At 39.4% G+C, this 21,486-nt stretch carries 21 protein-coding genes and 18 tRNA genes; 3 read left to right on the plus strand and 36 right to left on the minus strand.

What is annotated here, in order from left to right; all coding sequences use genetic code 11:
• Positions 1-2: 2 nt before the first annotated feature.
• The 4 genes from AB3I34_RS07330 to efp form a co-directional block, all read right to left on the minus strand.
• The gene (locus AB3I34_RS07330) at positions 3-1,139 is read right to left on the minus strand and encodes a cystathionine gamma-synthase (protein ID WP_010711921.1); all 1,137 of its coding nucleotides are present in this window, start codon (positions 1,137-1,139) and stop codon (positions 3-5) included.
• A gap of 13 nt (positions 1,140-1,152) precedes the next feature.
• Positions 1,153-2,070 carry a PLP-dependent cysteine synthase family protein gene (locus AB3I34_RS07335; RefSeq protein ID WP_010711920.1) on the minus strand — a complete coding sequence of 306 codons (918 nt, stop codon included), beginning with the start codon at positions 2,068-2,070 and terminating at the stop codon, positions 1,153-1,155.
• An 89-nt stretch (positions 2,071-2,159) separates the two neighbouring features.
• Positions 2,160-2,297, minus strand: a complete 138-nt coding sequence (locus AB3I34_RS07340) for a hypothetical protein (RefSeq protein WP_002366057.1) — start codon at positions 2,295-2,297, stop codon at positions 2,160-2,162.
• A 170-nt stretch (positions 2,298-2,467) separates the two neighbouring features.
• Positions 2,468-3,028: an elongation factor P gene (gene efp, locus AB3I34_RS07345; RefSeq protein ID WP_002355202.1), complete on the minus strand. Its 561-nt coding sequence runs from the start codon at positions 3,026-3,028 to the stop codon at positions 2,468-2,470.
• A 354-nt stretch (positions 3,029-3,382) separates the two neighbouring features.
• Here efp and AB3I34_RS07350 point away from each other — a divergent pair, with 354 nt between their 5' ends.
• The gene (locus tag AB3I34_RS07350) at positions 3,383-4,030 is read left to right on the plus strand and encodes a FusB/FusC family EF-G-binding protein (RefSeq protein WP_002379038.1); all 648 of its coding nucleotides are present in this window, start codon (positions 3,383-3,385) and stop codon (positions 4,028-4,030) included.
• Positions 4,031-4,070: 40 nt separating this feature from the next.
• On the opposite strand, the gene AB3I34_RS07355 is transcribed toward AB3I34_RS07350, so the two are convergent.
• The 3 genes from AB3I34_RS07355 to fabF form a co-directional block, all read right to left on the minus strand.
• Positions 4,071-5,039, minus strand: a complete 969-nt coding sequence (locus AB3I34_RS07355) for a dihydroorotate oxidase (protein ID WP_002386045.1) — start codon at positions 5,037-5,039, stop codon at positions 4,071-4,073.
• A gap of 144 nt (positions 5,040-5,183) precedes the next feature.
• Positions 5,184-5,618: a 3-hydroxyacyl-ACP dehydratase FabZ gene (gene fabZ, locus AB3I34_RS07360; protein ID WP_002355197.1), complete on the minus strand. Its 435-nt coding sequence runs from the start codon at positions 5,616-5,618 to the stop codon at positions 5,184-5,186.
• A 1-nt stretch (position 5,619) separates the two neighbouring features.
• Positions 5,620-6,858, minus strand: coding sequence for a beta-ketoacyl-ACP synthase II (gene fabF, locus AB3I34_RS07365; protein WP_010711919.1), 1,239 nt, complete (start codon positions 6,856-6,858; stop codon positions 5,620-5,622).
• 297 nt (positions 6,859-7,155) lie between these two features.
• Here fabF and fabI point away from each other — a divergent pair, with 297 nt between their 5' ends.
• Positions 7,156-7,908 carry an enoyl-ACP reductase FabI gene (fabI, locus tag AB3I34_RS07370; RefSeq protein WP_002358338.1) on the plus strand — a complete coding sequence of 251 codons (753 nt, stop codon included), beginning with the start codon at positions 7,156-7,158 and terminating at the stop codon, positions 7,906-7,908.
• 98 nt (positions 7,909-8,006) lie between these two features.
• On the opposite strand, the gene AB3I34_RS07375 is transcribed toward fabI, so the two are convergent.
• From AB3I34_RS07375 to AB3I34_RS07395, 5 genes are all read right to left on the minus strand, one after another.
• Positions 8,007-8,420, minus strand: a complete 414-nt coding sequence (locus AB3I34_RS07375; RefSeq protein WP_002389555.1) for a DUF4809 family protein — start codon at positions 8,418-8,420, stop codon at positions 8,007-8,009.
• 29 nt (positions 8,421-8,449) lie between these two features.
• Complete coding sequence (locus AB3I34_RS07380; RefSeq protein ID WP_002355191.1) at positions 8,450-9,385, minus strand: cation diffusion facilitator family transporter; 936 nt, start codon at positions 9,383-9,385, stop codon at positions 8,450-8,452.
• Between the two features lie 142 nt (positions 9,386-9,527).
• Positions 9,528-10,202 (minus strand): HD domain-containing protein, encoded by a 675-nt coding sequence (locus AB3I34_RS07385; protein ID WP_002383916.1) that lies wholly within the window; start codon positions 10,200-10,202, stop codon positions 9,528-9,530.
• A gap of 12 nt (positions 10,203-10,214) precedes the next feature.
• Positions 10,215-10,727 carry a DNA-3-methyladenine glycosylase I gene (locus AB3I34_RS07390; RefSeq protein ID WP_085444064.1) on the minus strand — a complete coding sequence of 171 codons (513 nt, stop codon included), beginning with the start codon at positions 10,725-10,727 and terminating at the stop codon, positions 10,215-10,217.
• A 12-nt stretch (positions 10,728-10,739) separates the two neighbouring features.
• Positions 10,740-11,231 carry a methylated-DNA--[protein]-cysteine S-methyltransferase gene (locus AB3I34_RS07395; RefSeq protein ID WP_002355188.1) on the minus strand — a complete coding sequence of 164 codons (492 nt, stop codon included), beginning with the start codon at positions 11,229-11,231 and terminating at the stop codon, positions 10,740-10,742.
• Between the two features lie 110 nt (positions 11,232-11,341).
• Between AB3I34_RS07395 and AB3I34_RS07400 the strand changes: the two genes are divergently transcribed.
• Positions 11,342-11,935, plus strand: coding sequence for a bifunctional transcriptional activator/DNA repair enzyme AdaA (locus AB3I34_RS07400; protein ID WP_025189286.1), 594 nt, complete (start codon positions 11,342-11,344; stop codon positions 11,933-11,935).
• Positions 11,936-11,952: 17 nt separating this feature from the next.
• Here the strand turns inward: AB3I34_RS07400 and AB3I34_RS07405 are convergent, their stop codons facing one another.
• The 24 genes from AB3I34_RS07405 to AB3I34_RS07520 all read right to left on the minus strand — a co-directional run bounded on the left by AB3I34_RS07405 (position 11,953) and on the right by AB3I34_RS07520 (position 21,476).
• Complete coding sequence (locus AB3I34_RS07405; protein WP_010711917.1) at positions 11,953-12,696, minus strand: alpha/beta hydrolase; 744 nt, start codon at positions 12,694-12,696, stop codon at positions 11,953-11,955.
• 137 nt (positions 12,697-12,833) lie between these two features.
• Positions 12,834-13,652 (minus strand): histidine phosphatase family protein, encoded by an 819-nt coding sequence (locus AB3I34_RS07410; RefSeq protein ID WP_002358330.1) that lies wholly within the window; start codon positions 13,650-13,652, stop codon positions 12,834-12,836.
• 20 nt (positions 13,653-13,672) lie between these two features.
• Entirely contained in the window at positions 13,673-15,139 is a 1,467-nt protein-coding gene (locus AB3I34_RS07415; RefSeq protein WP_010711916.1) for a glycoside hydrolase family 1 protein, read from the minus strand.
• 123 nt (positions 15,140-15,262) lie between these two features.
• Positions 15,263-16,693: a 6-phospho-beta-glucosidase gene (locus AB3I34_RS07420; protein WP_002355183.1), complete on the minus strand. Its 1,431-nt coding sequence runs from the start codon at positions 16,691-16,693 to the stop codon at positions 15,263-15,265.
• A 23-nt stretch (positions 16,694-16,716) separates the two neighbouring features.
• On the minus strand, positions 16,717-18,615 hold the full coding sequence (locus AB3I34_RS07425; RefSeq protein WP_002358327.1) for a beta-glucoside-specific PTS transporter subunit IIABC: 1,899 nt from the start codon (positions 18,613-18,615) through the stop codon (positions 16,717-16,719).
• A gap of 73 nt (positions 18,616-18,688) precedes the next feature.
• Entirely contained in the window at positions 18,689-19,531 is an 843-nt protein-coding gene (licT, locus tag AB3I34_RS07430; protein WP_002355181.1) for a BglG family transcription antiterminator LicT, read from the minus strand.
• Between the two features lie 242 nt (positions 19,532-19,773).
• Positions 19,774-19,845 (minus strand) — tRNA-Glu (locus tag AB3I34_RS07435).
• 15 nt (positions 19,846-19,860) lie between these two features.
• Positions 19,861-19,948: transfer RNA gene (locus AB3I34_RS07440), tRNA-Ser, on the minus strand.
• A gap of 10 nt (positions 19,949-19,958) precedes the next feature.
• Positions 19,959-20,032, minus strand: a tRNA-Ile gene (locus AB3I34_RS07445).
• 13 nt (positions 20,033-20,045) lie between these two features.
• Positions 20,046-20,116 (minus strand) — tRNA-Gly (locus AB3I34_RS07450).
• Positions 20,117-20,130: 14 nt separating this feature from the next.
• Positions 20,131-20,203, minus strand: a tRNA-Phe gene (locus AB3I34_RS07455).
• Positions 20,204-20,208: 5 nt separating this feature from the next.
• Positions 20,209-20,282, minus strand: a tRNA-Asp gene (locus AB3I34_RS07460).
• A gap of 48 nt (positions 20,283-20,330) precedes the next feature.
• Positions 20,331-20,404, minus strand: a tRNA-Met gene (locus tag AB3I34_RS07465).
• A gap of 33 nt (positions 20,405-20,437) precedes the next feature.
• A tRNA-Ser gene (locus tag AB3I34_RS07470) sits at positions 20,438-20,527 on the minus strand.
• Between the two features lie 12 nt (positions 20,528-20,539).
• Positions 20,540-20,611, minus strand: a tRNA-Glu gene (locus tag AB3I34_RS07475).
• Between the two features lie 14 nt (positions 20,612-20,625).
• Positions 20,626-20,699: transfer RNA gene (locus AB3I34_RS07480), tRNA-Ile, on the minus strand.
• Positions 20,700-20,708: 9 nt separating this feature from the next.
• Positions 20,709-20,779: transfer RNA gene (locus AB3I34_RS07485), tRNA-Gly, on the minus strand.
• Position 20,780: 1 nt separating this feature from the next.
• Positions 20,781-20,857: transfer RNA gene (locus AB3I34_RS07490), tRNA-Asp, on the minus strand.
• Between the two features lie 38 nt (positions 20,858-20,895).
• Positions 20,896-20,969 (minus strand) — tRNA-Met (locus tag AB3I34_RS07495).
• Between the two features lie 33 nt (positions 20,970-21,002).
• Positions 21,003-21,092 (minus strand) — tRNA-Ser (locus AB3I34_RS07500).
• 33 nt (positions 21,093-21,125) lie between these two features.
• A tRNA-Ile gene (locus AB3I34_RS07505) sits at positions 21,126-21,199 on the minus strand.
• Positions 21,200-21,219: 20 nt separating this feature from the next.
• Positions 21,220-21,293: transfer RNA gene (locus tag AB3I34_RS07510), tRNA-Met, on the minus strand.
• A 23-nt stretch (positions 21,294-21,316) separates the two neighbouring features.
• A tRNA-Ala gene (locus AB3I34_RS07515) sits at positions 21,317-21,389 on the minus strand.
• Between the two features lie 13 nt (positions 21,390-21,402).
• Positions 21,403-21,476, minus strand: a tRNA-Pro gene (locus AB3I34_RS07520).
• Positions 21,477-21,486: the final 10 nt, after the last annotated feature.

Consider the following 21,486-nt stretch of genomic DNA (forward strand, 5'->3'; position numbering starts at 1 on the left):
GTTTATGCTTGTAATCCCTTTTCTAAATCAGTCAACAAATCTTCGACTGCTTCAATTCCTACAGATAAACGAATGAGTCCATCTTTAATTCCCACGGCTTCACGATTTTCTTTGGGGATAGATGCGTGAGTCATAATGGCAGGTACTTCAATTAAACTTTCTACGCCACCTAAACTTTCCGCTAAAGTAAAAATTTCCAACGCTTCTACGAAAGGAACGACTTGCTCATCCTTGGCTAATTCAAAAGAAATCATGCCACTAAATCCCGACATCTGTTTTTGCGCAATTTCATGACCAGGATGACTCGCTAGTCCTGGATAATACACCGTTGCTACCGCTGGATGCGCTTCTAAAAATTCTGCGATTTTTTGAGCATTTTGGGCATGCGCTGCCATCCGGACGCCTAATGTTTTTAAACTACGTTGGACCAGCCAACTATCATGTGGTCCTAAAACAGCACCAATCGCATTTTGTAAAAAGGCAATCTTTTCTGCGCTTTCTGGATGATTCGTTACGACTAAACCAGAGACTACATCACTATGGCCCCCTAAATATTTTGTCCCGCTGTGAACCACAATATCAGCACCTAACGCTAACGGCCGTTGAAAATAAGGCGTCGCAAAAGTATTATCGACAATAGTTAACAACTGATGTTTTTTAGCAAGCTTAGCCGCCGCTTCAATATCTGTAATTTTTAACAGTGGATTACTTGGTGTTTCCAAAAACAAGGCTTTTGTATTTGGCTGAATTGCGGCTTCAATTGTTAATAAGTCACTGGCGTTTACAATCGTGTAGCTTAACCCATTTGCCACAAATACTTTATCCAATAAACGGAAACTCCCCCCATAGACATCGTCACCTAATAAAATATGATCTTCGGGTCCAAACATAGAAATGATTGCATGAATACCCGCTAAGCCTGAACTAAACGCAAAGCCATGGCTCCCACCTTCTAACTCAGCAATTAAGGTTTCTAACGCGTGACGTGTGGGATTACCTGAACGAGAATATTCATATTCTTTTGGCTGGCCCACGCCGTTTTGTTCAAAGGTTGACGTTTGATAAATAGGAACACTCACTGCACCTGTTGTTGTGTCTTTACTAATGCCGCCATGAATTAATTTGGTATTGAATTTCATAAAAGTTTTCCTCCTAAGAATAAATATTTTTTGATAAATAACGGTCACTACCGTCAGGAAAAATAGTTACAATTGTGCTGCCTGCTGGTAAGCGGCGCGCCTCTCTTAATGCCGCCGCAAACGCTGCGCCGCTGGAGCTTCCCACCAGCAAAGCGCTTTTCTTGGCTAATTGTTTGACCCAGAAAAAACCATCCTCGTCTGAAATGGTATAAAAGCCGTCCACAGGAATCTGTTTAAGAAAAGGCGGCACGAACTCCACGCCAATGCCTTCGATTTCATGTCCGTGTGCAGGTCCGCCATTTAAAATCGAACCTTCTGGCTCCACGCCCCATAGTTGCGTCTTACTATTTTGTTCTTTAAGATATCTGCCAACACCTGCAAACGTTCCACCACTGCCTAAACCTGCGACAAAGCTAGTAATCTTCCCGCCTAGGTCTTGAATAATTTCAGGTCCTAATCCTTCGTAGTAAGCAGCAGGATTATCCGGATTTTCAAATTGTAACGGCACGTAACTATTAGGAATTTCCTTGGCTAAGTCTTGGGCACTAGTTATCGCTCCGACAATCCCTTGCTCTGTTGGCGAAGGGACAATTTTAGCACCTAACGCTTGCATCAGCTGTTGTTTTTCCTGACTAAATTTTTCTGGCACAACAAAGATTGTCTTGAGGCCCAGTTGACTGGCTGCTAATGCCAGGCCAATCCCTGTATTCCCCGCTGTCGGTTCAATAATTGTTGTGGCTTGATTTATCTTTCCCGTTTTCATTGCTTCTTTGAGAAGATGCACACCAAGCCGATCTTTGACGCTGCCACCTGGATTCAAATATTCTAGTTTCGCATAAATTTTAGTGCCTTCTGGCATAGGATATTGTTCACTTGTAAATTCAAATAATGGTGTTGCTCCGATTGTGTCTAAAATTGACTGAACAATCATAGCGAATTCCTCCTTCTAATACATGTACATAAAACAAAAAGGTGCTGATCGCATCAGCACCTTTTTTGTTTATTTCTGGTTGTCTAGATTCAGAGAGGAATCGTGTTAGGCAATTTTTCAGAAATAACGGAGGTTTTCCCCATCACAAAAGAGTATGCTGCACTATTTTGCACCATACAACAACAGCTTTCCGTTTCTAAAAAAAGGCTAGCTTGTTTTTTCGTCATGGTTGATTTCCTCCTTCGTCATGTGTTGACCAAACTATACCATTTCCCATTTTCTAGTGTCAACGATTCTAACGATTGCTATTTCCTATCACACCAATGGTTTTCTTATAGGTAAAAGAATTAATAGACCAAAAAAAAACAGAAGGCTAGCCTTCTGTTTTTTTTGGTACTTATTTAGCACGTTTTAAATACGTACCTTCCGCAGTATTGATTTCTAATAATTCGTCTGCTTCAACAAAATCTGGAACGTTAACAACTAATCCTGTTTCCATTGTAGCGGGTTTACCAGAACCAGTTACTGTTGCGCCTTTGATTGAAGGTTGTGTTTCAGCAACACGTAAGATTACCGTTGTTGGTAAAGTTAAACCAATGACTTCTTCACCATAAAATTGAATTTTTACTTCCATATTTTCTAATAAATATTTTAATTCTTCTTCAATTAAAGCAGTTGGTACTTCATATTGTTCATATGTTTCTAAATCCATGAAAATAGCCATATCATCTTGGCTGTATAAATATTGAACCGGTTTTGTATCGATGTGCGCTTTTTTCACTTTTTCATCTGGGCGCATTGTTGTATCTGTTGTAGAACCCGTACGAACATCTTTTAATTTCATACGCATAACCGTGTTACCTTTACCTGGTTTGTGGTGGCTAGCTTCCATTACTTTAATTAATTTGCCGTCTTGCTCAAAAGTCATACCGGCTTTTAAATCGCTTGCTGCAATCATTGTAATTTCTCCTTTTCTCTGGTTAATTCTTCATTATTGTAGCAAATAACCTAGGATTAATCTAGGAAATCACGTATCTTTTTTAGAAGTTTATCACTCCCCAGACATTGAATTGGGAAATAAAACGAGTTTAACTTGCCTTTTTTCTTGAATTGCGTTAGAATTACCAAGCTTTCATCAATTATTTTCACTTTTTACATAGAAAAAAACAATCATTAAAGGGGGTGATGATATGATACGTCAAACGCTATCTTTATCAAAAACACATGAGGTTGTCTGTCACTAAACATACGTTGGTGAGACAAATTGCCTTTCAGCGTATGTACTCGGTCTATTTGAAAGGAATTTAAAATCATGAACCCAACTATTCAACCTTACCAATTTAACATAATTAAAGAACAAGTCGCTGTGTTACTGAACACCTATACGTCTGTCAACGATGCTACGACTGTCAAAACTGTCCAGGCCCTATGTGCCGAAAAAATCAATGGGTTATTTTCAGAAGAACACCCTGCTGTTACGATTTTGTTGGACAAAGTGATGGATCGTCGTTTAACACGCGCGCGTGCTGAAAAATATTTAGACGAATTAAAAGAAACCGTGTTGCCCTTTAAAGAACCTTCAACACCACAAGTCACGAAAGTCTTTCGCAAAGTGAAAAAGTTAAAGATTCCTGAGTGGGAAAACATGGATTTACGGAACAATACCTATGTCGGTTGGAACGACGCTGGGACTCAGAAAAAATTTATCTTAGCTTATCGAGAAAATAAATTAATCGGCGTCCACGGCACCCTTTCACCCACCATTGTTAAAGGTGTTTGCTCCATCTGTCAAACAATCACGAATGTGTCTATGTTCCTAGCTACCACCAAATCAGGCGGCGACGGAACCTACACGAAAAAAGGCAATTACATTTGCCATGATAGCGACACCTGTAACCAACAATTAACACAACCTGAATATTTGGAAGCCTTTATGGAAAATGTTAAGGCTGTGAAATAACAAAAAAAACCGTCAAGAAAATTTCTTGACGGTTTTTTTGTTACATCTCTTTCAATTTCCCACGAAATTCTTCAATACTTTCATAACCTTTTGCTGCCATGATTTCTTGTAATTCTTTGGCTAGACGCTCAAAAACTTGTGGACCTTCTTGATGCAATTGTGTACCGACTTGTACTAATGTCGCACCACATAAAAGATGCTCAAAAACATCTTTTCCACATGTAATACCGCCCGTTCCAATAATTTTGATTTCTGGTTTCAAACGTTGCGCAAACGCACGAACATTGGCTAACGCTGTTGGTTTGACATATTCGCCGCCCAGTCCACCGAAACCTCCTTTTGGTTTAATGACCACTTCTTCCTTGTCACTGTCAATATATAAACCATTACCGATGCTATTAATACTATTCACGTATACTAAAGGGAATTTATTTAAAATTTCAGCCATTGCGTCAAAATGCGCAATATCAAAAAATGGGGGTAATTTTACACCTAATGGTTTAGTAAAAAATTGGAAAACTTCTGTTAAAAGCTTTTCTGTTAATTCAAAATCATAAGCAATTTGCGGTTTACCAGGCAAATTGGGACAAGACAAATTAAATTCTGTCACTCCTGTGTATTCACTTTCTTGCACTTTTTTTAAAATAGCGATATTTTCCTCATAATTCATACCAGATACAGATAAAAAACGTAACTCCTCAGGAAATTCCTTTTGACGTGCAATCTGATAATCTAAATAATAATCAATCCCTAAATTAGGCAAGCCCATTGAGTTAATACTTCCTAATGGTGTATCAAAATACCGTGGTTCCTCATTGCCCTGACGAGGATTAGGTGTTGCCGTCTTAGCGACAAAAGCACCTGCTTGAGAAGCCGCTAACTCATCCATTTCCTTAATTGTCATACAATGAATGCCTGATGCGTTCATTAACACATTCGCCAATTTATGTCCCGAAAACTCTACTGAAATATCCAAAAGAAAAACCCTCCTGTAAATTGTTTTACTCATAAGCTTACCACCTTCACGTAAGCTTTTTATGATTATAGCATGTTTTTTTGCGTTAGTGTTATTTATATAAATTTAAAAAGGAATAAGCCAATATGACTTATTCCTTTTCTTAGGGAAACTAACGTATCCAAAATTGATTGATTCTTATCGTCCCACAATAAACGTCAATTCACATTCGCAGACCTTTTTATCTTCCACGTAAGCAGTTGCTTTGCCGATGCCGACAAAGTCACGTAATTTGACAATTTCAAAATGTAATTTCAAGACATCACCAGGGACCACTTTTTGACGGAATTTGGCTTTGTTGATACCGCCAATATAGGCCGTTTCACCTTCAAATTGATCCATTTTTAAGATTAAAATCGAACCTACTTGTGCCAATGCTTCAATAATCAAAACGCCTGGCATTGTTGGATTTCCAGGGAAATGTCCTTGGAAAAATTCTTCGTTAATTGTCACATTTTTTGTTGCAATAATCTTTTCATTTGGAATAATTTCATCTACGTAATCGATATAACAAATCGGATAGCGATTAGGAATCATTTCCATAATTTCTGTTGCAGTCATTACTTTTTTCATACTAGTTTTCCTCCCATTTCTTCAAGCAAATTACACCATTATGGCCACCAAAGCCAAACGAATTACTAATTGTATAGTCCGCTGTAATGTCACGTGCACCTTCTGTGACATAGTCTAAATCACAATCTGGATCAGCTACTTGGTAGCCTACTGTCGGATGAGCTTTTCCTTCTTGCAATGTTTGCACACAAGCGATTGCTTCGATACCGCCAGCCGCGCCCAATAAATGTCCAGTCATACTCTTTGTACTTGAAATTGGAATTTGCGATGCTCGCTCACCAAAGACACGCTTGATGGCCGTTGTTTCCGCAGCGTCATTCGCTGGGGTTGACGTACCATGAGCATTGATATACCCAACTTGTTCCGGCGTAATCCCTGCTTCCGCAATCGCCATTTCCATCGCAGCCGCCGCGCCACTACCGTCTTTTAAAGGAGCGGTCATGTGGCTAGCATCACAGTTGCTGCCATATCCAACAATTTCGCCGTAGATAGTTGCGCCACGTTTCTGTGCATGCTCGAGTTCTTCTAAAATCAGCATTCCTGCGCCTTCACCCATCACAAAACCTTTTCGTTCTTTATCAAAAGGAATCGAAGCCCGAGTCGCATCTTCTGTTGTATTTAAAGCATTTAATGCTGCAAAGCCTGCAATCCCAATTTCACATACTGTGGCTTCTGTCCCACCAGTTACCATCATGTCCGCTAAACCATATTTAATCGTGCGAAAAGCTTCACCAATCGCATTCGTCGCAGAAGCACAAGCAGTCACGATAGTTTGAGAAGGTCCTTTTGCACCTAAACGAATCGAAATATTTCCCGCTGCCATATTAGCAATTACCATGGGCACGAAAAATGGTGTTACGCGTTTTGCGCCTTTTTTATCCATTACCCGTACTTGGTCTTGTAAGGTAGTCATCCCGCCAATCCCACTACCGACAATCACACCTAAACGAGTCGGGTCAATCGTTGCTTCTGTTAAACCACTCATTTCCCACGCTTCTAAAGCAGCGACCAAGCCATATTGAGAAAATAAGTCCATTCTTTTTTGCTCTTTGCGTTCTAAAACAGCACTTGGGTCAAACTCTTTCACTTCGCCAGCCAAAGCTACCCCAGTATCTTCAGAATCAAATTTAGTAATTTTGCCAATTCCTAGTTTGCCATCCACTAGATTATGCCAAAATTCTTTTACGGTATTGCCTAATGGTGTTACGGCACCCATGCCGGTTATAACCACTCTTTTCATACTGTACCTCCGAGTTTATTTTGATTATCAAACTATTATTTCATGCGGTTTCCAGCACTTTTTCTTAAAAAATAAGAAAAATAGTTTGACTTTCAAAGTATTTTGGTTAATAATTCAGACATCAGGAAAAATGTCTGTTTTTTTCAAGATTAGAAAATTGAGAAGATTTTGTTATCATTCTCACACAGATAATACCAGTTGAAATTTTATTCGTCAACTCAATAAATGTAACTTTTACATTTTGATGAAGAAAAGCCTATTCTATCAACAAAAATTTTTTATTAAAGGAGATTTTATATGTTTTTACAAAATAAGAATGTCGTCGTAATGGGTGTTGCCAACAAAAAAAGTATTGCTTGGGGCTGTGCAAAAGCATTAAAAGATCAAGGGGCCAATGTTATTTATACGTATCAAAACGAACGCATGAAAAAGCAAGTGGTTAAATTAGCAGATGAAAATGATTTGTTGGTGGAGTGCGATGTTGCTTCTGATGCGTCCATTCAAGCAGCCTTTGAAACAATTAAAAATGAAGTGGGCACGATCGATGGACTAGTCCATGCGATTGCTTTTGCCAAAAAAGAAGAATTGTCTGGAAACGTTAGTGACATCACTCGTGATGGTTTCCTATTAGCACAAGATATTAGTAGCTACTCTCTTTTAGCAGTCACTCATTATGCGAAACCTTTGTTAAATCCTGGTTCAGGAATTGTCACATTGACGTATTTAGGTTCCGAACGTGCGATTCCTAACTACAATATGATGGGGATTGCTAAAGCATCTTTAGAAACTGCCGTGAAATATTTAGCTTTTGAATTAGCTGCAGATAAAATTCGTGTCAACGGAATCTCCGCAGGAGCGATTAAAACATTGGCTGTGACTGGTGTAAAAGACTACGATCAATTGATTAGTATTTCTAATGAGCGGACACCAGATAAAACAGGTGTAACCATTGAAGAAGTCGGAAACACTTGTGCCTTTTTAGTCAGTGAACTAGCTAGTGGTGTGGTCGGTGACATCATTTATGTCGATAAAGGCGTTCACTTAACTTAATCATTTTTTGTCTTTATTTTCTATTTATACATTAAAAAACAGAGATTGGACAATCTCTTTCACTCATTGATTGTCCAATTTCTGTTCTATTTTTTACTTTATTCTATAATAAAATTGACAGTTTCAATTCCAAAAACAGTTGTTAGGATTTGATTAACTTGTTCAAAAAGTTTTGGTAAATCTTCCAGTTTATTTTTAGATTGGATTTTTTCAGAACCGTTATCGTAGCTTAAATGATTGTACGTTTCTTTAAAGGTTACTGCTGTGTCTTCTTTTCGATAAAGGATATATTCGTCATCTAGCATATCCATTTGCAGCTCCTGTTTAAATCCATTTCTGGCAACAACTGCAGAAACTAGATGAGCAACTGTCAAGCCATCTAACGGAATGTCCACTCCATTCATTGCTAATGTGTAGACGGTATCTTCCACTAAGCCACAGGCGTTGCAACCACCACTGGTTAAATCTACTGTACTTGTTATAATTGCCTCTTGCATCGTTTCTTCCCCCATATTGTTTTTTAAAATTATTCTTTCATTTGTTATTTACGAACGTAATTCACATCATAATCGTCAACTTCAATATAGATATAGATTTTTTTATCAGGCATTTTACTGCGAATGTCTCGTTCAATCGCATTCACAACATCAGGTGCATCTTCTTCCATTGGTTCTACCACATCAATTTTTGCCGCTACTAAAATTTCAGTTGGGCCTAAATGAACGGTTTTTACATCAATTAGTTTTTCAACATCCGCCCGATCAAATGCGGTTTTAATTTTTGCTAAATCTGTAGCGGTCACACTTTCGCCTATAATCAAACTATAAAATTCTTTCGCTAAGAAAATGGCTGCACACATTAATAGTAAACCAATCAGTAAACCACTGATAGCATCAAATGCAGCAATCCCAGTTACCATTGTTAAAAGGGTCCCCACCAAAGCTAAACACAAACCAATAACCGCACAAAAGTCTTCCGTAAAAATAATTAAAATTTCACTGTGACGACTTTCTCGCAAAAATTTTAAGAGCGATAACTTCTCTGTATTCAATTCTTTGATTTCTTTCATCGCTACACGCAACGAGCTACCTTCCACAAGCAAACCAAAAATTAAAATACCAATGACAATAGCCACATTTTCTACTTCGTGAGAGGGATGCAGTAACTTCTGAATAGCCTCCATTACGCCTAACGCGCCCCCACCAAAAAAGAGCATCGTTGCAACAATTGTACTAAAAAAGTATTTTGCACGGCCTTCTCCAAATTGATGTAACGCACTTTGTCCACGAGAAGCGCGCTTATTCCCAAAAAGCAATAACACCTGATTACTACAGTCCACGACACTGTGGATACTTTCATTCATCATAGCGGTACTACCACTTAAAGCAAAACCAACAAATTTACTAATCGCTACTAAAATATTCGCAATCAGTGCGGCAATAACTGCAAACATGCCACTCGATTTTTTTGTCTCCATAATTACCTCCTATATGTAACGTAAAACTAAGATAAACCACCCGTTTATTCATCCATCATTTTACCACTTCTGAGGTATTTGTAAAAAAGAGTTCTCTTAAAATTCAAAAAGAAATGTACTGACTGTTTTAGTTGGCCCTCATTTATCGGTGTCCATCCCACTCTTGATAAAATTCCTCCAGATAAAGTTCCATAAATTGATGACGCTTTTCCGCCAATAAGCGACCATAATTTGTATTCATTTGTTCCTTTAACTTTAAAAGTTTCTCATAAAAATGCATAATAGCAGTATCTTCCCCATTCCGGTATTCTTCTTGGGTTAACTGTTCACGAGGTTGTTTATGAGGATCGTGAATTAAACGGCCTTTATTTCCCGAATAAGCCATCACCCGTGCAATTCCAATTGCGCCGATGGCATCTAGTCGATCCGCATCCTGGACCACTTTTCCTTCTAATGTAGTGACTGTTTTCCCAGTATTTCCTCCTTTAAAGGACATATTAGCAATAATGGAAAGGATGTGATTCGTTTGCTCTGTTGATACGTCATTCGCTTCCAGCCATTGTTGCACCTTTAGCAAGCCAGCCTCTTCGCTTTCGTTAAATTTTTCATCGCCAATATCATGTAACAATGCTGTTAATATACATAAAAATAAATTTGCTTGTTCTTTCTCTGCAATTGTTTTTGCTAATTGTGTCACCCGATAAATATGCCACCAGTCATGGCCACTTGCTTCGTTGGCTAATTCTTGTTGAACATAACGCTCTGCTGCTTGAATAATTGTTTGTTCTTCAAAACTAAGAGATTCATTTTCAAACATCCTAACACTCCTTTATTCTGGATTTAAAATTTCCACTTGGATAATCCCGCTAGCTTTCAGAAACATATTGGTGACAATCGGACCTACAAAAGAAAATCCTCTTTTTTTTAAGTCTTTTGCTACGTTATCTGATAAAAGCTGTGTGCGTGGGACTTGGTATGCTTCTTCATAAATAGATAAAACGGGGACGTTTTTTACAAATTGCCATAGATAATTGGCAAAACTGCCAAATTCTTCTTGTACTTTTAAAATTGCTTGCGCATTTTTAATGGTTGCTTCAATTTTGCGCCGATTGCGAATCATATCTGGATCAGCTACTATTCGATCGACTTCGTCAGGCAACAGCGCGGCAACTTTTTCCGGCTTCATTTGGCAAAAATTTTTCATGAATGCTACTTTTTTCCCTGCTACTGCTTTCCAACTTAAACCAACTTGAAAAACACCCACCGTCAACAATAAAAACAGCAAATCATCCTCTCTTGTAGGTTTTCCCCATTGTTCTGTATACCATTGATAGTTGTTCATCGCCGCCTCCTTTTAAGACTGTTCAAATGTTAATAATGCTTGTTTCATTGCTAAACCACCACGGTAACCGGTTAATTGTCCCTTGCTGCCGATGACTCGATGGCAAGGAATGACCATTAATAAAGGATTTTTCCCAATCGCTGTGCCAACTGCTCGAACCGCACGTGGACGCCCAATTTTTTCTGAAATTTCCTGATAGGTCATTGTCTCACCATAAGGGATTTCTTGCAACGCTTGCCAAACTTCTTTTTGAAAGGGCGTTCCTTCGATGTCTATGGGGCAAGCAAACGTTGTCGAATGTTGGTTAAGATAACTTATTAGTGCTTCTTTATAAGGCGCAGTTTTCTTTTCAGAAGCTTCTAATTGTGCTTGAGGGTACCAGTTTTTCAGCTCTTCTATCGATTGATTGGCTGAACCTACAAAAGCTAGTCCAGCGTCTGTCACACCAAGATAATAGTGATCGTTCTGCCATTCTTGTTGCGCATAATAAATCTTTTTTGCCATATGTCTACACTTCTTTCTCGTGTTTTCTTATCTTCATTATAATTCTTTTGGCTTTCAAAATCTTGCGCTCCTATCACTTTTTACTTGTTTTTATTAGGGATTCTTTTACAATGAAGAAAATGGGAGGTGTGCTTACAATGAAAACAACGTATCGACTTACTCAGAAACGTTGGGAAGCCATTCAAAATAATAATACGCAATTTGATGGTGATTTTTTTTATGGTGTGACCACAACTAAAATTTTTTGTCGTCCTTCGTGCCCTTCCCGTGCGCCCAATAAGAACCACGTTCTGATCTTCAAAACAGCTCAGGAAGCTTTAACACTTGGTTTTCGTCCATGTAAAAGATGTCAACCAACCGGGCAAGTCGTTCCTAACGAGGAATGGGTTGCTCAAATTAAGCAATTTATTGATCGGCATTCAGCGGAACCATTAAGTTTAGACTATTTAGCGCAAGCCTGCCACGGTAGTCCCTTTCATTTGCAGCGAACCTTTAAGGAACAGACGAAACAAACCCCGTTAGCTTATTTAACAAGTGTCCGAATTAGGCAAGCCCAAGAATTGCTTCTCCATTCACCCCTTACGATTCAACAAATCGCGAAAAAAGTTGGCTTCCAAACCGCAGCATATTTTGCCACCACTTTTAAAAAAGAAACAGGCGTAACCCCCTCTGTTTATCGCAGTAAAAATGAGCCGAAAAAATAACATTTCGGCTCATCGGATTATTTATTGGGGCGTGATTGTAGCCATGCTACAATCAATTGACTGATTTCTGTTTGCTGTTGCTCATTAGAAATTGTCGCTTTGTTGTCTCCTTTTTGGACACCGTAATTACCAAACCCTGCATGATTCCCACCTTCGATAGATACATACTGCGTATCTTTTGGCAAAAACTGTTTGGCTTTTTGGTAGCTAGTCCAATTTAAAACACCATCGTTTGTGGCTGTTATTGACAGAACCGGCAGATTTTGCTTGTTTAGTGCACCTTTTTCGTCAGGATAGCTGGCTAAATAAATCATGCCTTTGATTCGTTGCTCATTTTCCGCTACAAAACGACTAGCCATCACACCACCCAGAGAATGCCCAGCCAAAACGAAGTTTTGTTGTGGATGATCCTTTATAATTTGTTCTGCAGCATTTGGTGCAAGAACCGCTAAATTCAAAGGAAAATGAACAACATAGACATCGTAACCTTTCGTAGCAACTTCTTGCGCCCATTCACTATAACTAGCTGGCACAACCAATGCACCTGGATAAAAAATCAGTGCTGTATCATTTTTTTGCCCGTTTGTGTAATAATCATAGTTTTTTTCTTGCGTGGCACTTTGGCTTATTTTTAAGGCTGAATCGGTTGCTTGATACGTACTATTTTTAATAAAAATAGTCAGGCCGATGACTAATACCGCTAAAAAAAGCCCGAGTCCTAGGACAATTTTTTTCCAACGTGATTTTGTTCTATTTTTCATCTCATTTCCTCCCAATGAAAAAATTCTTCTTTCTGATTCTACCTTTAATAAAAAAAGAACACAACAATAGGAGTTGATGGAGCAACCCTTTTATTGCTCCACCAACTCCTAACTAGACTGTTTCTCGATTCCTTAGATTATTTTGATTCTTTTTCGCCTGCTTCTAAGTAGCTGACATCATTGACTTTATCCAAAGTATACTCGCCATTTTTGTAATGAATTGTTGTGACACTAGCATTCTTCAAACCGCCTTCTGGGACTTTAAAATCATCAAATAAAGTTGCTAACAACGCTGAAATACTCAAGCCATGAGAGACCACTAAAACATTGCCATTCCCGGGATTGGCTGATTCTGTGGCAACAATTTTATCTAAGCCTTTTTTCAAACGTTTGGTAATTGTAGCATAGTCTTCTGCAGGCCAGTTATTCTTGCTTTCCTCGCGCTGTTGATCCAGTTTAGCTACACTGTTGGCAAAGGATTCAGGAGTCATGTTTTTCATAAATTCTTCTAAGGAAACACCTTGATCATCAGCAATATCCTGCCACATTGTCTTATTTAAATCCCCTTCATAGCTACCAAAATTAAATTCACGTAAATCTGGGTCACGCACGACTTCAAGGTCTTTGCCTGCTTTATTTTGGTCTAAAATAAGTTGAGCAGTTTGCAATGCGCGGCCACTATCACTACTATATGCATTTTGAAAGGCAACATCTTTCAGGCCAATTCCAGTTGCTGTCACAACTTTTTCACCTTCTGGTGTTAAGACCGCATCTGACCATCCTTGTACGCGGTCCGTCGTATTTAACATGGTTTTTCCGTGGCGCACAATGTAAAGAGTTAGTTCTTCAGGTTTTGTCTCTTTTTCTTTTGTCGTTGCTTGCTGATTTTTACCACAACCAACCATTACTAAAATGGCCAGAAAAAGCATCCCCACAATCGTCAATCGTTTTTTCATTTTTTATTTCCCCTCATCTTCTACTCTGTTGTTAAGTTTTCACCATTACTAGCGATAACTTGTTTGTACCAATTAAATGATTTTTTCTTAGTTCGTTTCAAGGTTCCCTGACCTTGGTCATCCATGTCTACATAGATAAATCCGTAACGTTTTTTCATTTCGCCAGTCCCTGCTGAAACTAAATCAATACAACCCCAAGGCGTATAACCAATTAAGTTAACTCCGTCTTCTTCTACTGCGGTTCTCATGGCTTCAATATGTTGTTTAAAATAATCAATGCGGTAATCGTCGACAATCGAGCCATCCTCTTGCAATGTGTCCACCGCACCAAACCCGTTTTCAACCACAAACAATGGCATATTGTAACGATCTGACAGCTGACACAATGAAATTCTTAACCCTAAAGGATCGACAGCCCAGCCCCATTCAGATTCTTGCAAATAAGGATTTTTAACCGCAGGCATTTGGTTGCCTCCGACATATTTTACTTCTTCGGGATAAGCAGTCGAAACAGTCGACATATAATAACTAAACCCGATATAATCAACTGTTCCTTTTTGAATAATCGCTAAATCCTCTGACTCCATTTGAATTGTCATTCCTTCACGCTCAAATTCTTTGAGCTTATGCGCTGGATAATAGCCCTTAGCCTGGACATCCATATAAAATTCTTGCTCTCGGTTAAATTGAACAGCTGCCATCACATCCTCAGGTTTGCAGGACAAAGGATAACTTGGGATATAAGCCACCATCATACCAATTTGGAAATCTGGATTGATGGAATGTCCTAATTCAACTGCTTTCGCACTTGCTACAAATAGATGATGCGCTGCTTGATATTTACTTTGTTTATCATTATTGTGAATCCCAATTTGCGTCCAACTTCTTAAGAAATTAATTTCATTAAAAGTCATCCAATACTTCACTTTATCCTGATAACGCGTAAAAATGGTTTCGCAAAAGAAAACAAAGAAATCAATCACTTCACGATTTTTCCAACCATCATATTCATCGGCCAAATACATCGGAATATCAAAATGGTTAATCGTCACAACGGGCTCAATTCCATGGCGCAGCAAAGTATCAAAAACTTTATCATAAAAGGCTAAGCCTTCTTCATTAATCTCTTTTGTTCCATTTGGGCAAATCCGGCTCCAGGCGATAGACAGCCGAAAACATTTGAAACCCATTTCTGCAAATAAGGCGATATCTTCTTCGTAATGATGGTAAAAGTCCGTCGCTACATGACTAGGGTAGTATAACTCTTCATCGATATAGCCAATCGCTCCTTCGGGTAATGCTTGATCGCGCGTACACGAAGCTTTTTGGCCCTCTTTAGTTAAATACGTAATCCGTCGCGGTTCTGTTTGACTACCACCAGTAATTGCATCTAATGTACTCAGACCTTTGCCTCCTGAAAGGTAGCCACCTTCATATTGGTTAGCAGCTGTTGCGCCGCCCCATAAAAAATTTTCTGGAAATCCCATAAAATCCCTCTTTCCCTCTGTTTTTAGGCATCACAAAGAAACCATCAAGGGAATTGACGCTGGCAGAAGAGTCCTTGTTTTTTCTGCCAACGTCAAACGCCCTTTAATAGTTGCTAAATTTTATTAATTACTTAAATCTTCACCATTTGTTGCGATTACTTTTTTGTACCAATCAAACGATTTCTTCTTGCTTCGTTTTAACGTACCATTTCCTTCGTTATCGCGATCCACATAGATAAAGCCATAGCGTTTTTTCATTTCACCTGTTCCAGCTGATACTAAATCAATACAGCCCCAAGTCGTATAGCCTAACAAGTCGACACCATCTTGTTCAACGGCATCTTTCATCGCTTGAATATGCGCCGCCAAATAATCGATACGATAATCATCGACTACATAACCATTTTCGTCTGGTGTGTCTACCGCTCCTAAGCCATTTTCAACAATGAATAGTGGTTTTTGATAACGATCATATAAATCATTCATCGTAATTCTCAAACCAAGCGGATCAATTTGCCAACCCCATTCACTGGCTTTTAAATAAGGATTTTTCACAGAGGCAAAGATGTTACCAGCTGTTTGTTCATTAATTTCTGGATCTGTTGATGTGACACGAGAAGAATAATAAGAGAACGAAATGAAGTCCACCGTATGTTCTTTTAAAAGTTCTTCGTCGCCTTCTTCCATTTCAATTTGAATACCTTTACGTGCCATTTCTTTTAAAGCATACGCAGGGTATTCCCCGCGTGATTGGACATCAATAAAGAAATAATTTTCACGATCTGCTTGTCGAGCAGCGAAAACATCTTCTGGTTTGCAAGTATAAGCGTAGTTGGAACCAGCCGCTAACATACAACCTACTTGGTTTTCAGGATCTACCTCATGAGCAATTTTTGTCGCAATTGCACTTGCTAGTAGTTCATGATGGGCCGCTTGGTATTTCACTTGTTCTTTGTTTTCGCCTTCTTCAAAGTATAGACCTGCTCCCATAAATGGTGCATGTAAAATCATATTAATTTCGTTAAATGTTAACCAATACTTGACTAATCCTTTATATCGGTTGAAAATTACACGGCAAAGATTTTCATAGAAACCTACTAACTTACGACTACGCCAAGCGCCATATTCTTCCACTAAGTGCATTGGACAGTCAAAGTGTGTAATCGTTACTAGTGGCTCAATCCCATATTTATGACATTCTTTGAATAAGTCTTCATAGAACTTCAAGCCTTCTTCATTCGGCTCTGTTTCATCTCCCATTGGAAAAATTCGACTCCAAGCAATGGATAAACGGTATGTTTTAAAACCCATTTCACCAAACAAGGCGATATCTTCTTTATAGCGATGATACATATCAATCGCCTCTTGTGCAGGATAGAAATGTTCCTCATCAAAGTTAAACATTTTCTTTTCACCAGTGATTACTGGAAAACGATCTGGACCAGTTGGCGCTAAGTCGACGTTTGCCAAACCGCGTCCGCCTTCGTTATAGCCACCTTCACATTGATTGGCTGCTGTTGCGCCACCCCATAAAAAGTCTTTTCTAAATGCCATAAATTCTCTTCCTCCACATCTTTTTATATTAAAGCGGTCAGCAAATCATCGCTTGTTGAAACTTCATTACTGCCGACTTCCAAAATATCTAAATAATCCGCTGTATTCGTCACAACGATTGGAATTTGTGTACTAAACCCAGCTTTTTTAATTCCTTCTAAATCAAAGGTTACTAATGTTTGACCTTTTTTCACGCGGTCACCTTGTTTTACAAAAGCTTCAAAGCCTTCGCCTTCTAATTGAACTGTATCAATCCCAATATGAATCAATAATTCTGTGCCGTTATCTGAAATCAAACCTAATGCGTGTTTTGTTGGGAATAGTGTGACAATCGTTCCATCAAAGGGTGCAACCACTTTGCCTTCCGTTGGTTCAATCACGACCCCATTTCCTAATGCTCCATTTGCAAAAGCAGGATCCTCTGCATTTTTTAAAGATAACACTCGTCCTTTGACTGGACTTGTAATATTTTCTTTTTTAATCGTTGTTTTATCAATAATCACTTCTTCTTCCTCAACTGTATTGTCTTTCCAGAAGAAGAATGTTAGACCAAAACCAACGACCGCTGCAATGGCAATTGCAATAAAGGACTGAATCATCCCACTTGCATCATCACCATTGATAAAGTTTAGCACACCGAAAATTCCTAAACCACCCATTGTATAAGCTGTCACATTGTTGATCATCAAATATAAACCACCGACAGCGCCACCAATCATTGAATAAATAAATGGCCATTTTTTCGGTAAAGTGATTCCATAAATCGCTGGCTCTGTTACACCAAAAATACCAGAGATAATTGCTGGCGGACACAAAGCTTTTAACTTTTTATCTTTCAATTTGAAGAACATCGCTAAAACAACCGCTGTTTGCGCAAAACTAGCTGCAAATGATCCCGTTAATACTTGGCTTGAGCCTTCTTGTGTCACTTGCATAATAGCTAATGGCACAACGCTCCAATGTAAACCAAAAATAACTAAGACTTGCCAGAAGAAACCAAGAATCAAACCATACAAAGCTGGTGAGAAACTCATTAATGCTGTAAAGCCAGCGCTTAATAAATCTGTTAGCATGCTAACGATTGGCCCAATTACTAAGAAACCAATTGGTAAGGCAATCAACAAGACGAAAAACGGTACTAAGAACGTTTGAACAACTTCTGGAATAATCCGTTTAAACACTTTTTGAACTTGTGCCGCAAAAGCAATAATGAAGATGATTGGTACGACACTACTTGTATAGTTCGCACCGACCCAAGGAATCCCCATAAATGTATTATAGGCAGGTAAACCGAATAAATTATACGGTGCTGCGGCTCCCGCACCCGCTGTTGTTTCAAAGGCCGTTTGTAATGCACTTCCTTGAATCGTTGGGTAACATAAAGCTGCACCAATCACGATCCCTACCATTGGATGCAACCGGAATTTTTTAGCTGCTGTATAACCTAAAATAACTGGCATAAAGTAGAAAATTGCATCGCCAATCCCATTTAACATGGTATAAGTCCCTGACGTAGCCGTATAGAGCTTTAAGAAAACCAATAAGGCATTTAACCCTTTAACCATCCCAGCCGCTGCTAACGCCCCTAAAAAGGGTTGGAAACAACCACTTAAAATATCTATTAAGCGATCAAATAAATTCCCGCTGGAAGCTTCTTCTTCACGTTCTCCTGACAAGCCTGCAATACTAACTACTTCTTCATAAACGGCTGGAACATGGTTCCCAATAACGACTTGGTATTGTCCACCGCTTTTCATAACAGTTACCACACCGTCCATATTTTTTAAGACATCATCATTCGCTTGACTCTCATCTTTTAATTTGAAGCGAAGACGTGTGATACAATGTGTCAAACTATTAATATTCTCTTGCCCACCGACATTTTTTACAATTTTTTCTGCTAGTTCATGATATTTTCCCATCTTTTTTTCCTCCAAAAATTTATTTTCATTTGAAGGTTTAGCCAACTGAATGTCACTATCCAAAGTGGTGCGTTTATTGTTCCGTTGTTTGTACAATTCGTGCAATGTGAATCGTTAGGTACAAGCGTTCTTCATTTGAAACTTGATAGTCATAGTTCTCATTTAAATACAAGCTGATCTTTTCCACGCAACGATAGGCGTTGAGATATTTCTTTTTAATTACCGCATACAGTTCTTCATCATCATTTTCGACAACTTCACGTTGGTGTAATAAGCGATAACAGAAAAATTTTAAATGTGTGCTAAATCGATAAAAGTAGACAGAGTCCTCATCAAAACTTACCTTAAAATAGTATTTGACGATATTTGTAATCTCTTGCATCAACTTTGTCAATTCGTAAATATTACCGACTTCTTCCTCCATCTCCGCATTCACCAAGTGCAATGCGATAAAACCTGCCTCATCCGTTGACAATTCCATTCCTACGCGCTTTTGTACCATTTTTAAAGCATTTACTCCTACTTCGTACTCTTCAGGAAAAAAACGTTTAATATCCCATAATAATAAATTCTTAATTGCAATTCCTTGTTTTTTTCTTTCTAAAGCTGTGTACAAATGATCCGTCAGAGAAATATAAATGGTATCATTCAAACTCTTTTTCAACGTTGATTTTGCATAAACAATAATGTCATCCGAGAGTTTCATCATCTCTAAAGGAATATTTCCTAACAATTCTTGAAACTTAAGTGATGTTTCTTGATTGGCTAAATAAAAAACTTGATCGATACTTTCATCAGGAACCCAATCACCAATGCGTTTCTTAAAAGCAATTCCTTTGCCCATAACAATTTGCTCTCGTTTATCATCATCTAATGTAATAACCACATTATTGTTTAAAATTTTGTGAATAATCAATGCCCCACCTCCTTTGTGTTTCGTTGAAAAAAGAAAAACCCAATTTCTTCAAAAAGAACGACACATATGTCGCTTCATGAAAAAATTAGGTTTAGCTTGTCTTTAAACAATCACTATCCATCTATTTACTTATCCCTACATCCAAAGAATAACATATTTACAACAAATGTCAACGCTTTCAACAACATTTTTTTGTAATAAAAATAAAAAAAGCATACAAACAATGTTTGTATGCTTCACTATGACCCGTACGGGACTCGAACCCGTGTTACCGCCGTGAAAGGGCGGTGTCTTAACCGCTTGACCAACGGGCCATTAAAAAGAAAAAACGGAGAAGGAGGGATTTGAACCCTCGCGCCGGTTTCCCGACCTACACCCTTAGCAGGGGCGCCTCTTCAGCCACTTGAGTACTTCCCCAAGAAATAAATGGGCCTAAATGGACTCGAACCATCGACCTCACGCTTATCAGGCGTGCGCTCTAACCAGCTGAGCTATAGGCCCCAAATAAGAAAAAAGCGGGTGACGAGAATCGAACTCGCGACAACAGCTTGGAAGGCTGTGGTTTTACCACTAAACTACACCCGCAAATTTTTCTTGGATGGCGCGGGACAGAATCGAACTGCCGACACATGGAGCTTCAATCCATTGCTCTACCAACTGAGCTACCGAGCCAAAAACGGTCTGGACGGGACTCGAACCCGCGACCTCCTGCGTGACAGGCAGGCATTCTAACCAGCTGAACTACCAAACCAATTCGTTTTTGCTTTATGCAAATGTATGCTTTAAAAAATAAAAGCAATTGCGGGGGCAGGATTTGAACCTACGACCTTCGGGTTATGAGCCCGACGAGCTACCTGACTGCTCCACCCCGCGATAATTAGACTAAGGAAATTTAATTCCTAAGAAAGGAGGATAAGGGATTCGAACCCTTGCACGGTTTTACCCGCCTGACGGTTTTCAAGACCGTTCCCTTCAGCCGGACTTGGGTAATCCTCCGTAACAAAACTATGACCCGTACGGGACTCGAACCCGTGTTACCGCCGTGAAAGGGCGGTGTCTTAACCGCTTGACCAACGGGCCATTTTATAAAATTATGGGCCTAAATGGACTCGAACCATCGACCTCACGCTTATCAGGCGTGCGCTCTAACCAGCTGAGCTATAGGCCCAAAAAGAAAAGCGGGTGACGAGAATCGAACTCGCGACAACAGCTTGGAAGGCTGTGGTTTTACCACTAAACTACACCCGCATGGCGGTCTGGACGGGACTCGAACCCGCGACCTCCTGCGTGACAGGCAGGCATTCTAACCAGCTGAACTACCAAACCATACTTTTCTTTTTATGTGCTTTTGAATTCAAAAGCAATTGCGGGGGCAGGATTTGAACCTACGACCTTCGGGTTATGAGCCCGACGAGCTACCTGACTGCTCCACCCCGCGATAATTAGACCAAGGAAACTTAATTCCTAAGAAAGGAGGATAAGGGATTCGAACCCTTGCACGGTTTTACCCGCCTGACGGTTTTCAAGACCGTTCCCTTCAGCCGGACTTGGGTAATCCTCCATGATAAAAATAAAACTATAAACAACGTCACAATGGACCTTGTAGGACTCGAACCTACGACCGGACGGTTATGAGCCGTCTGCTCTAACCAACTGAGCTAAAGGTCCAGGCTCTTCCAAATGTATAATCGCGGCGGAGGGGATCGAACCCCCGACCTCCCGGGTATGAACCGGACGCTCTAGCCAGCTGAGCTACACCGCGAAACTCTTATATTAAAATAAGAATGGAGCCTAGCGGGATCGAACCGCTGACCTCCTGCGTGCAAAGCAGGCGCTCTCCCAGCTGAGCTAAGGCCCCATGAAAATTATTATCGGGAAGACAGGATTCGAACCTGCGACCCCTTGGTCCCAAACCAAGTGCTCTACCAAGCTGAGCTACTTCCCGTATATAACTA

It is taken from the genome of Enterococcus sp. C102(2024) (assembly GCF_040888205.1).
Classification (GTDB): domain Bacteria; phylum Bacillota; class Bacilli; order Lactobacillales; family Enterococcaceae; genus Enterococcus; species Enterococcus faecalis.

Coding starts and splice junctions, on each gene's coding strand:
- AB3I34_RS07330 (WP_010711921.1), bottom strand. CDS start 1,139: ATGAAATTCAATACCAAATTAATTCATGGCGGCATTAGTAAAGACACA.
- AB3I34_RS07335 (WP_010711920.1), bottom strand. CDS start 2,070: ATGATTGTTCAGTCAATTTTAGACACAATCGGAGCAACACCATTATTT.
- AB3I34_RS07340 (WP_002366057.1), bottom strand. CDS start 2,297: ATGACGAAAAAACAAGCTAGCCTTTTTTTAGAAACGGAAAGCTGTTGT.
- efp (WP_002355202.1), bottom strand. CDS start 3,028: ATGATTGCAGCAAGCGATTTAAAAGCCGGTATGACTTTTGAGCAAGAC.
- AB3I34_RS07350 (WP_002379038.1), top strand. CDS start 3,383: ATGAACCCAACTATTCAACCTTACCAATTTAACATAATTAAAGAACAA.
- AB3I34_RS07355 (WP_002386045.1), bottom strand. CDS start 5,039: ATGAGTAAAACAATTTACAGGAGGGTTTTTCTTTTGGATATTTCAGTA.
- fabZ (WP_002355197.1), bottom strand. CDS start 5,618: ATGAAAAAAGTAATGACTGCAACAGAAATTATGGAAATGATTCCTAAT.
- fabF (WP_010711919.1), bottom strand. CDS start 6,858: ATGAAAAGAGTGGTTATAACCGGCATGGGTGCCGTAACACCATTAGGC.
- fabI (WP_002358338.1), top strand. CDS start 7,156: ATGTTTTTACAAAATAAGAATGTCGTCGTAATGGGTGTTGCCAACAAA.
- AB3I34_RS07375 (WP_002389555.1), bottom strand. CDS start 8,420: ATGGGGGAAGAAACGATGCAAGAGGCAATTATAACAAGTACAGTAGAT.
- AB3I34_RS07380 (WP_002355191.1), bottom strand. CDS start 9,385: ATGGAGACAAAAAAATCGAGTGGCATGTTTGCAGTTATTGCCGCACTG.
- AB3I34_RS07385 (WP_002383916.1), bottom strand. CDS start 10,202: ATGTTTGAAAATGAATCTCTTAGTTTTGAAGAACAAACAATTATTCAA.
- AB3I34_RS07390 (WP_085444064.1), bottom strand. CDS start 10,727: ATGAACAACTATCAATGGTATACAGAACAATGGGGAAAACCTACAAGA.
- AB3I34_RS07395 (WP_002355188.1), bottom strand. CDS start 11,231: ATGGCAAAAAAGATTTATTATGCGCAACAAGAATGGCAGAACGATCAC.
- AB3I34_RS07400 (WP_025189286.1), top strand. CDS start 11,342: ATGAAGAAAATGGGAGGTGTGCTTACAATGAAAACAACGTATCGACTT.
- AB3I34_RS07405 (WP_010711917.1), bottom strand. CDS start 12,696: ATGAAAAATAGAACAAAATCACGTTGGAAAAAAATTGTCCTAGGACTC.
- AB3I34_RS07410 (WP_002358330.1), bottom strand. CDS start 13,652: ATGAAAAAACGATTGACGATTGTGGGGATGCTTTTTCTGGCCATTTTA.
- AB3I34_RS07415 (WP_010711916.1), bottom strand. CDS start 15,139: ATGGGATTTCCAGAAAATTTTTTATGGGGCGGCGCAACAGCTGCTAAC.
- AB3I34_RS07420 (WP_002355183.1), bottom strand. CDS start 16,693: ATGGCATTTAGAAAAGACTTTTTATGGGGTGGCGCAACAGCAGCCAAT.
- AB3I34_RS07425 (WP_002358327.1), bottom strand. CDS start 18,615: ATGGGAAAATATCATGAACTAGCAGAAAAAATTGTAAAAAATGTCGGT.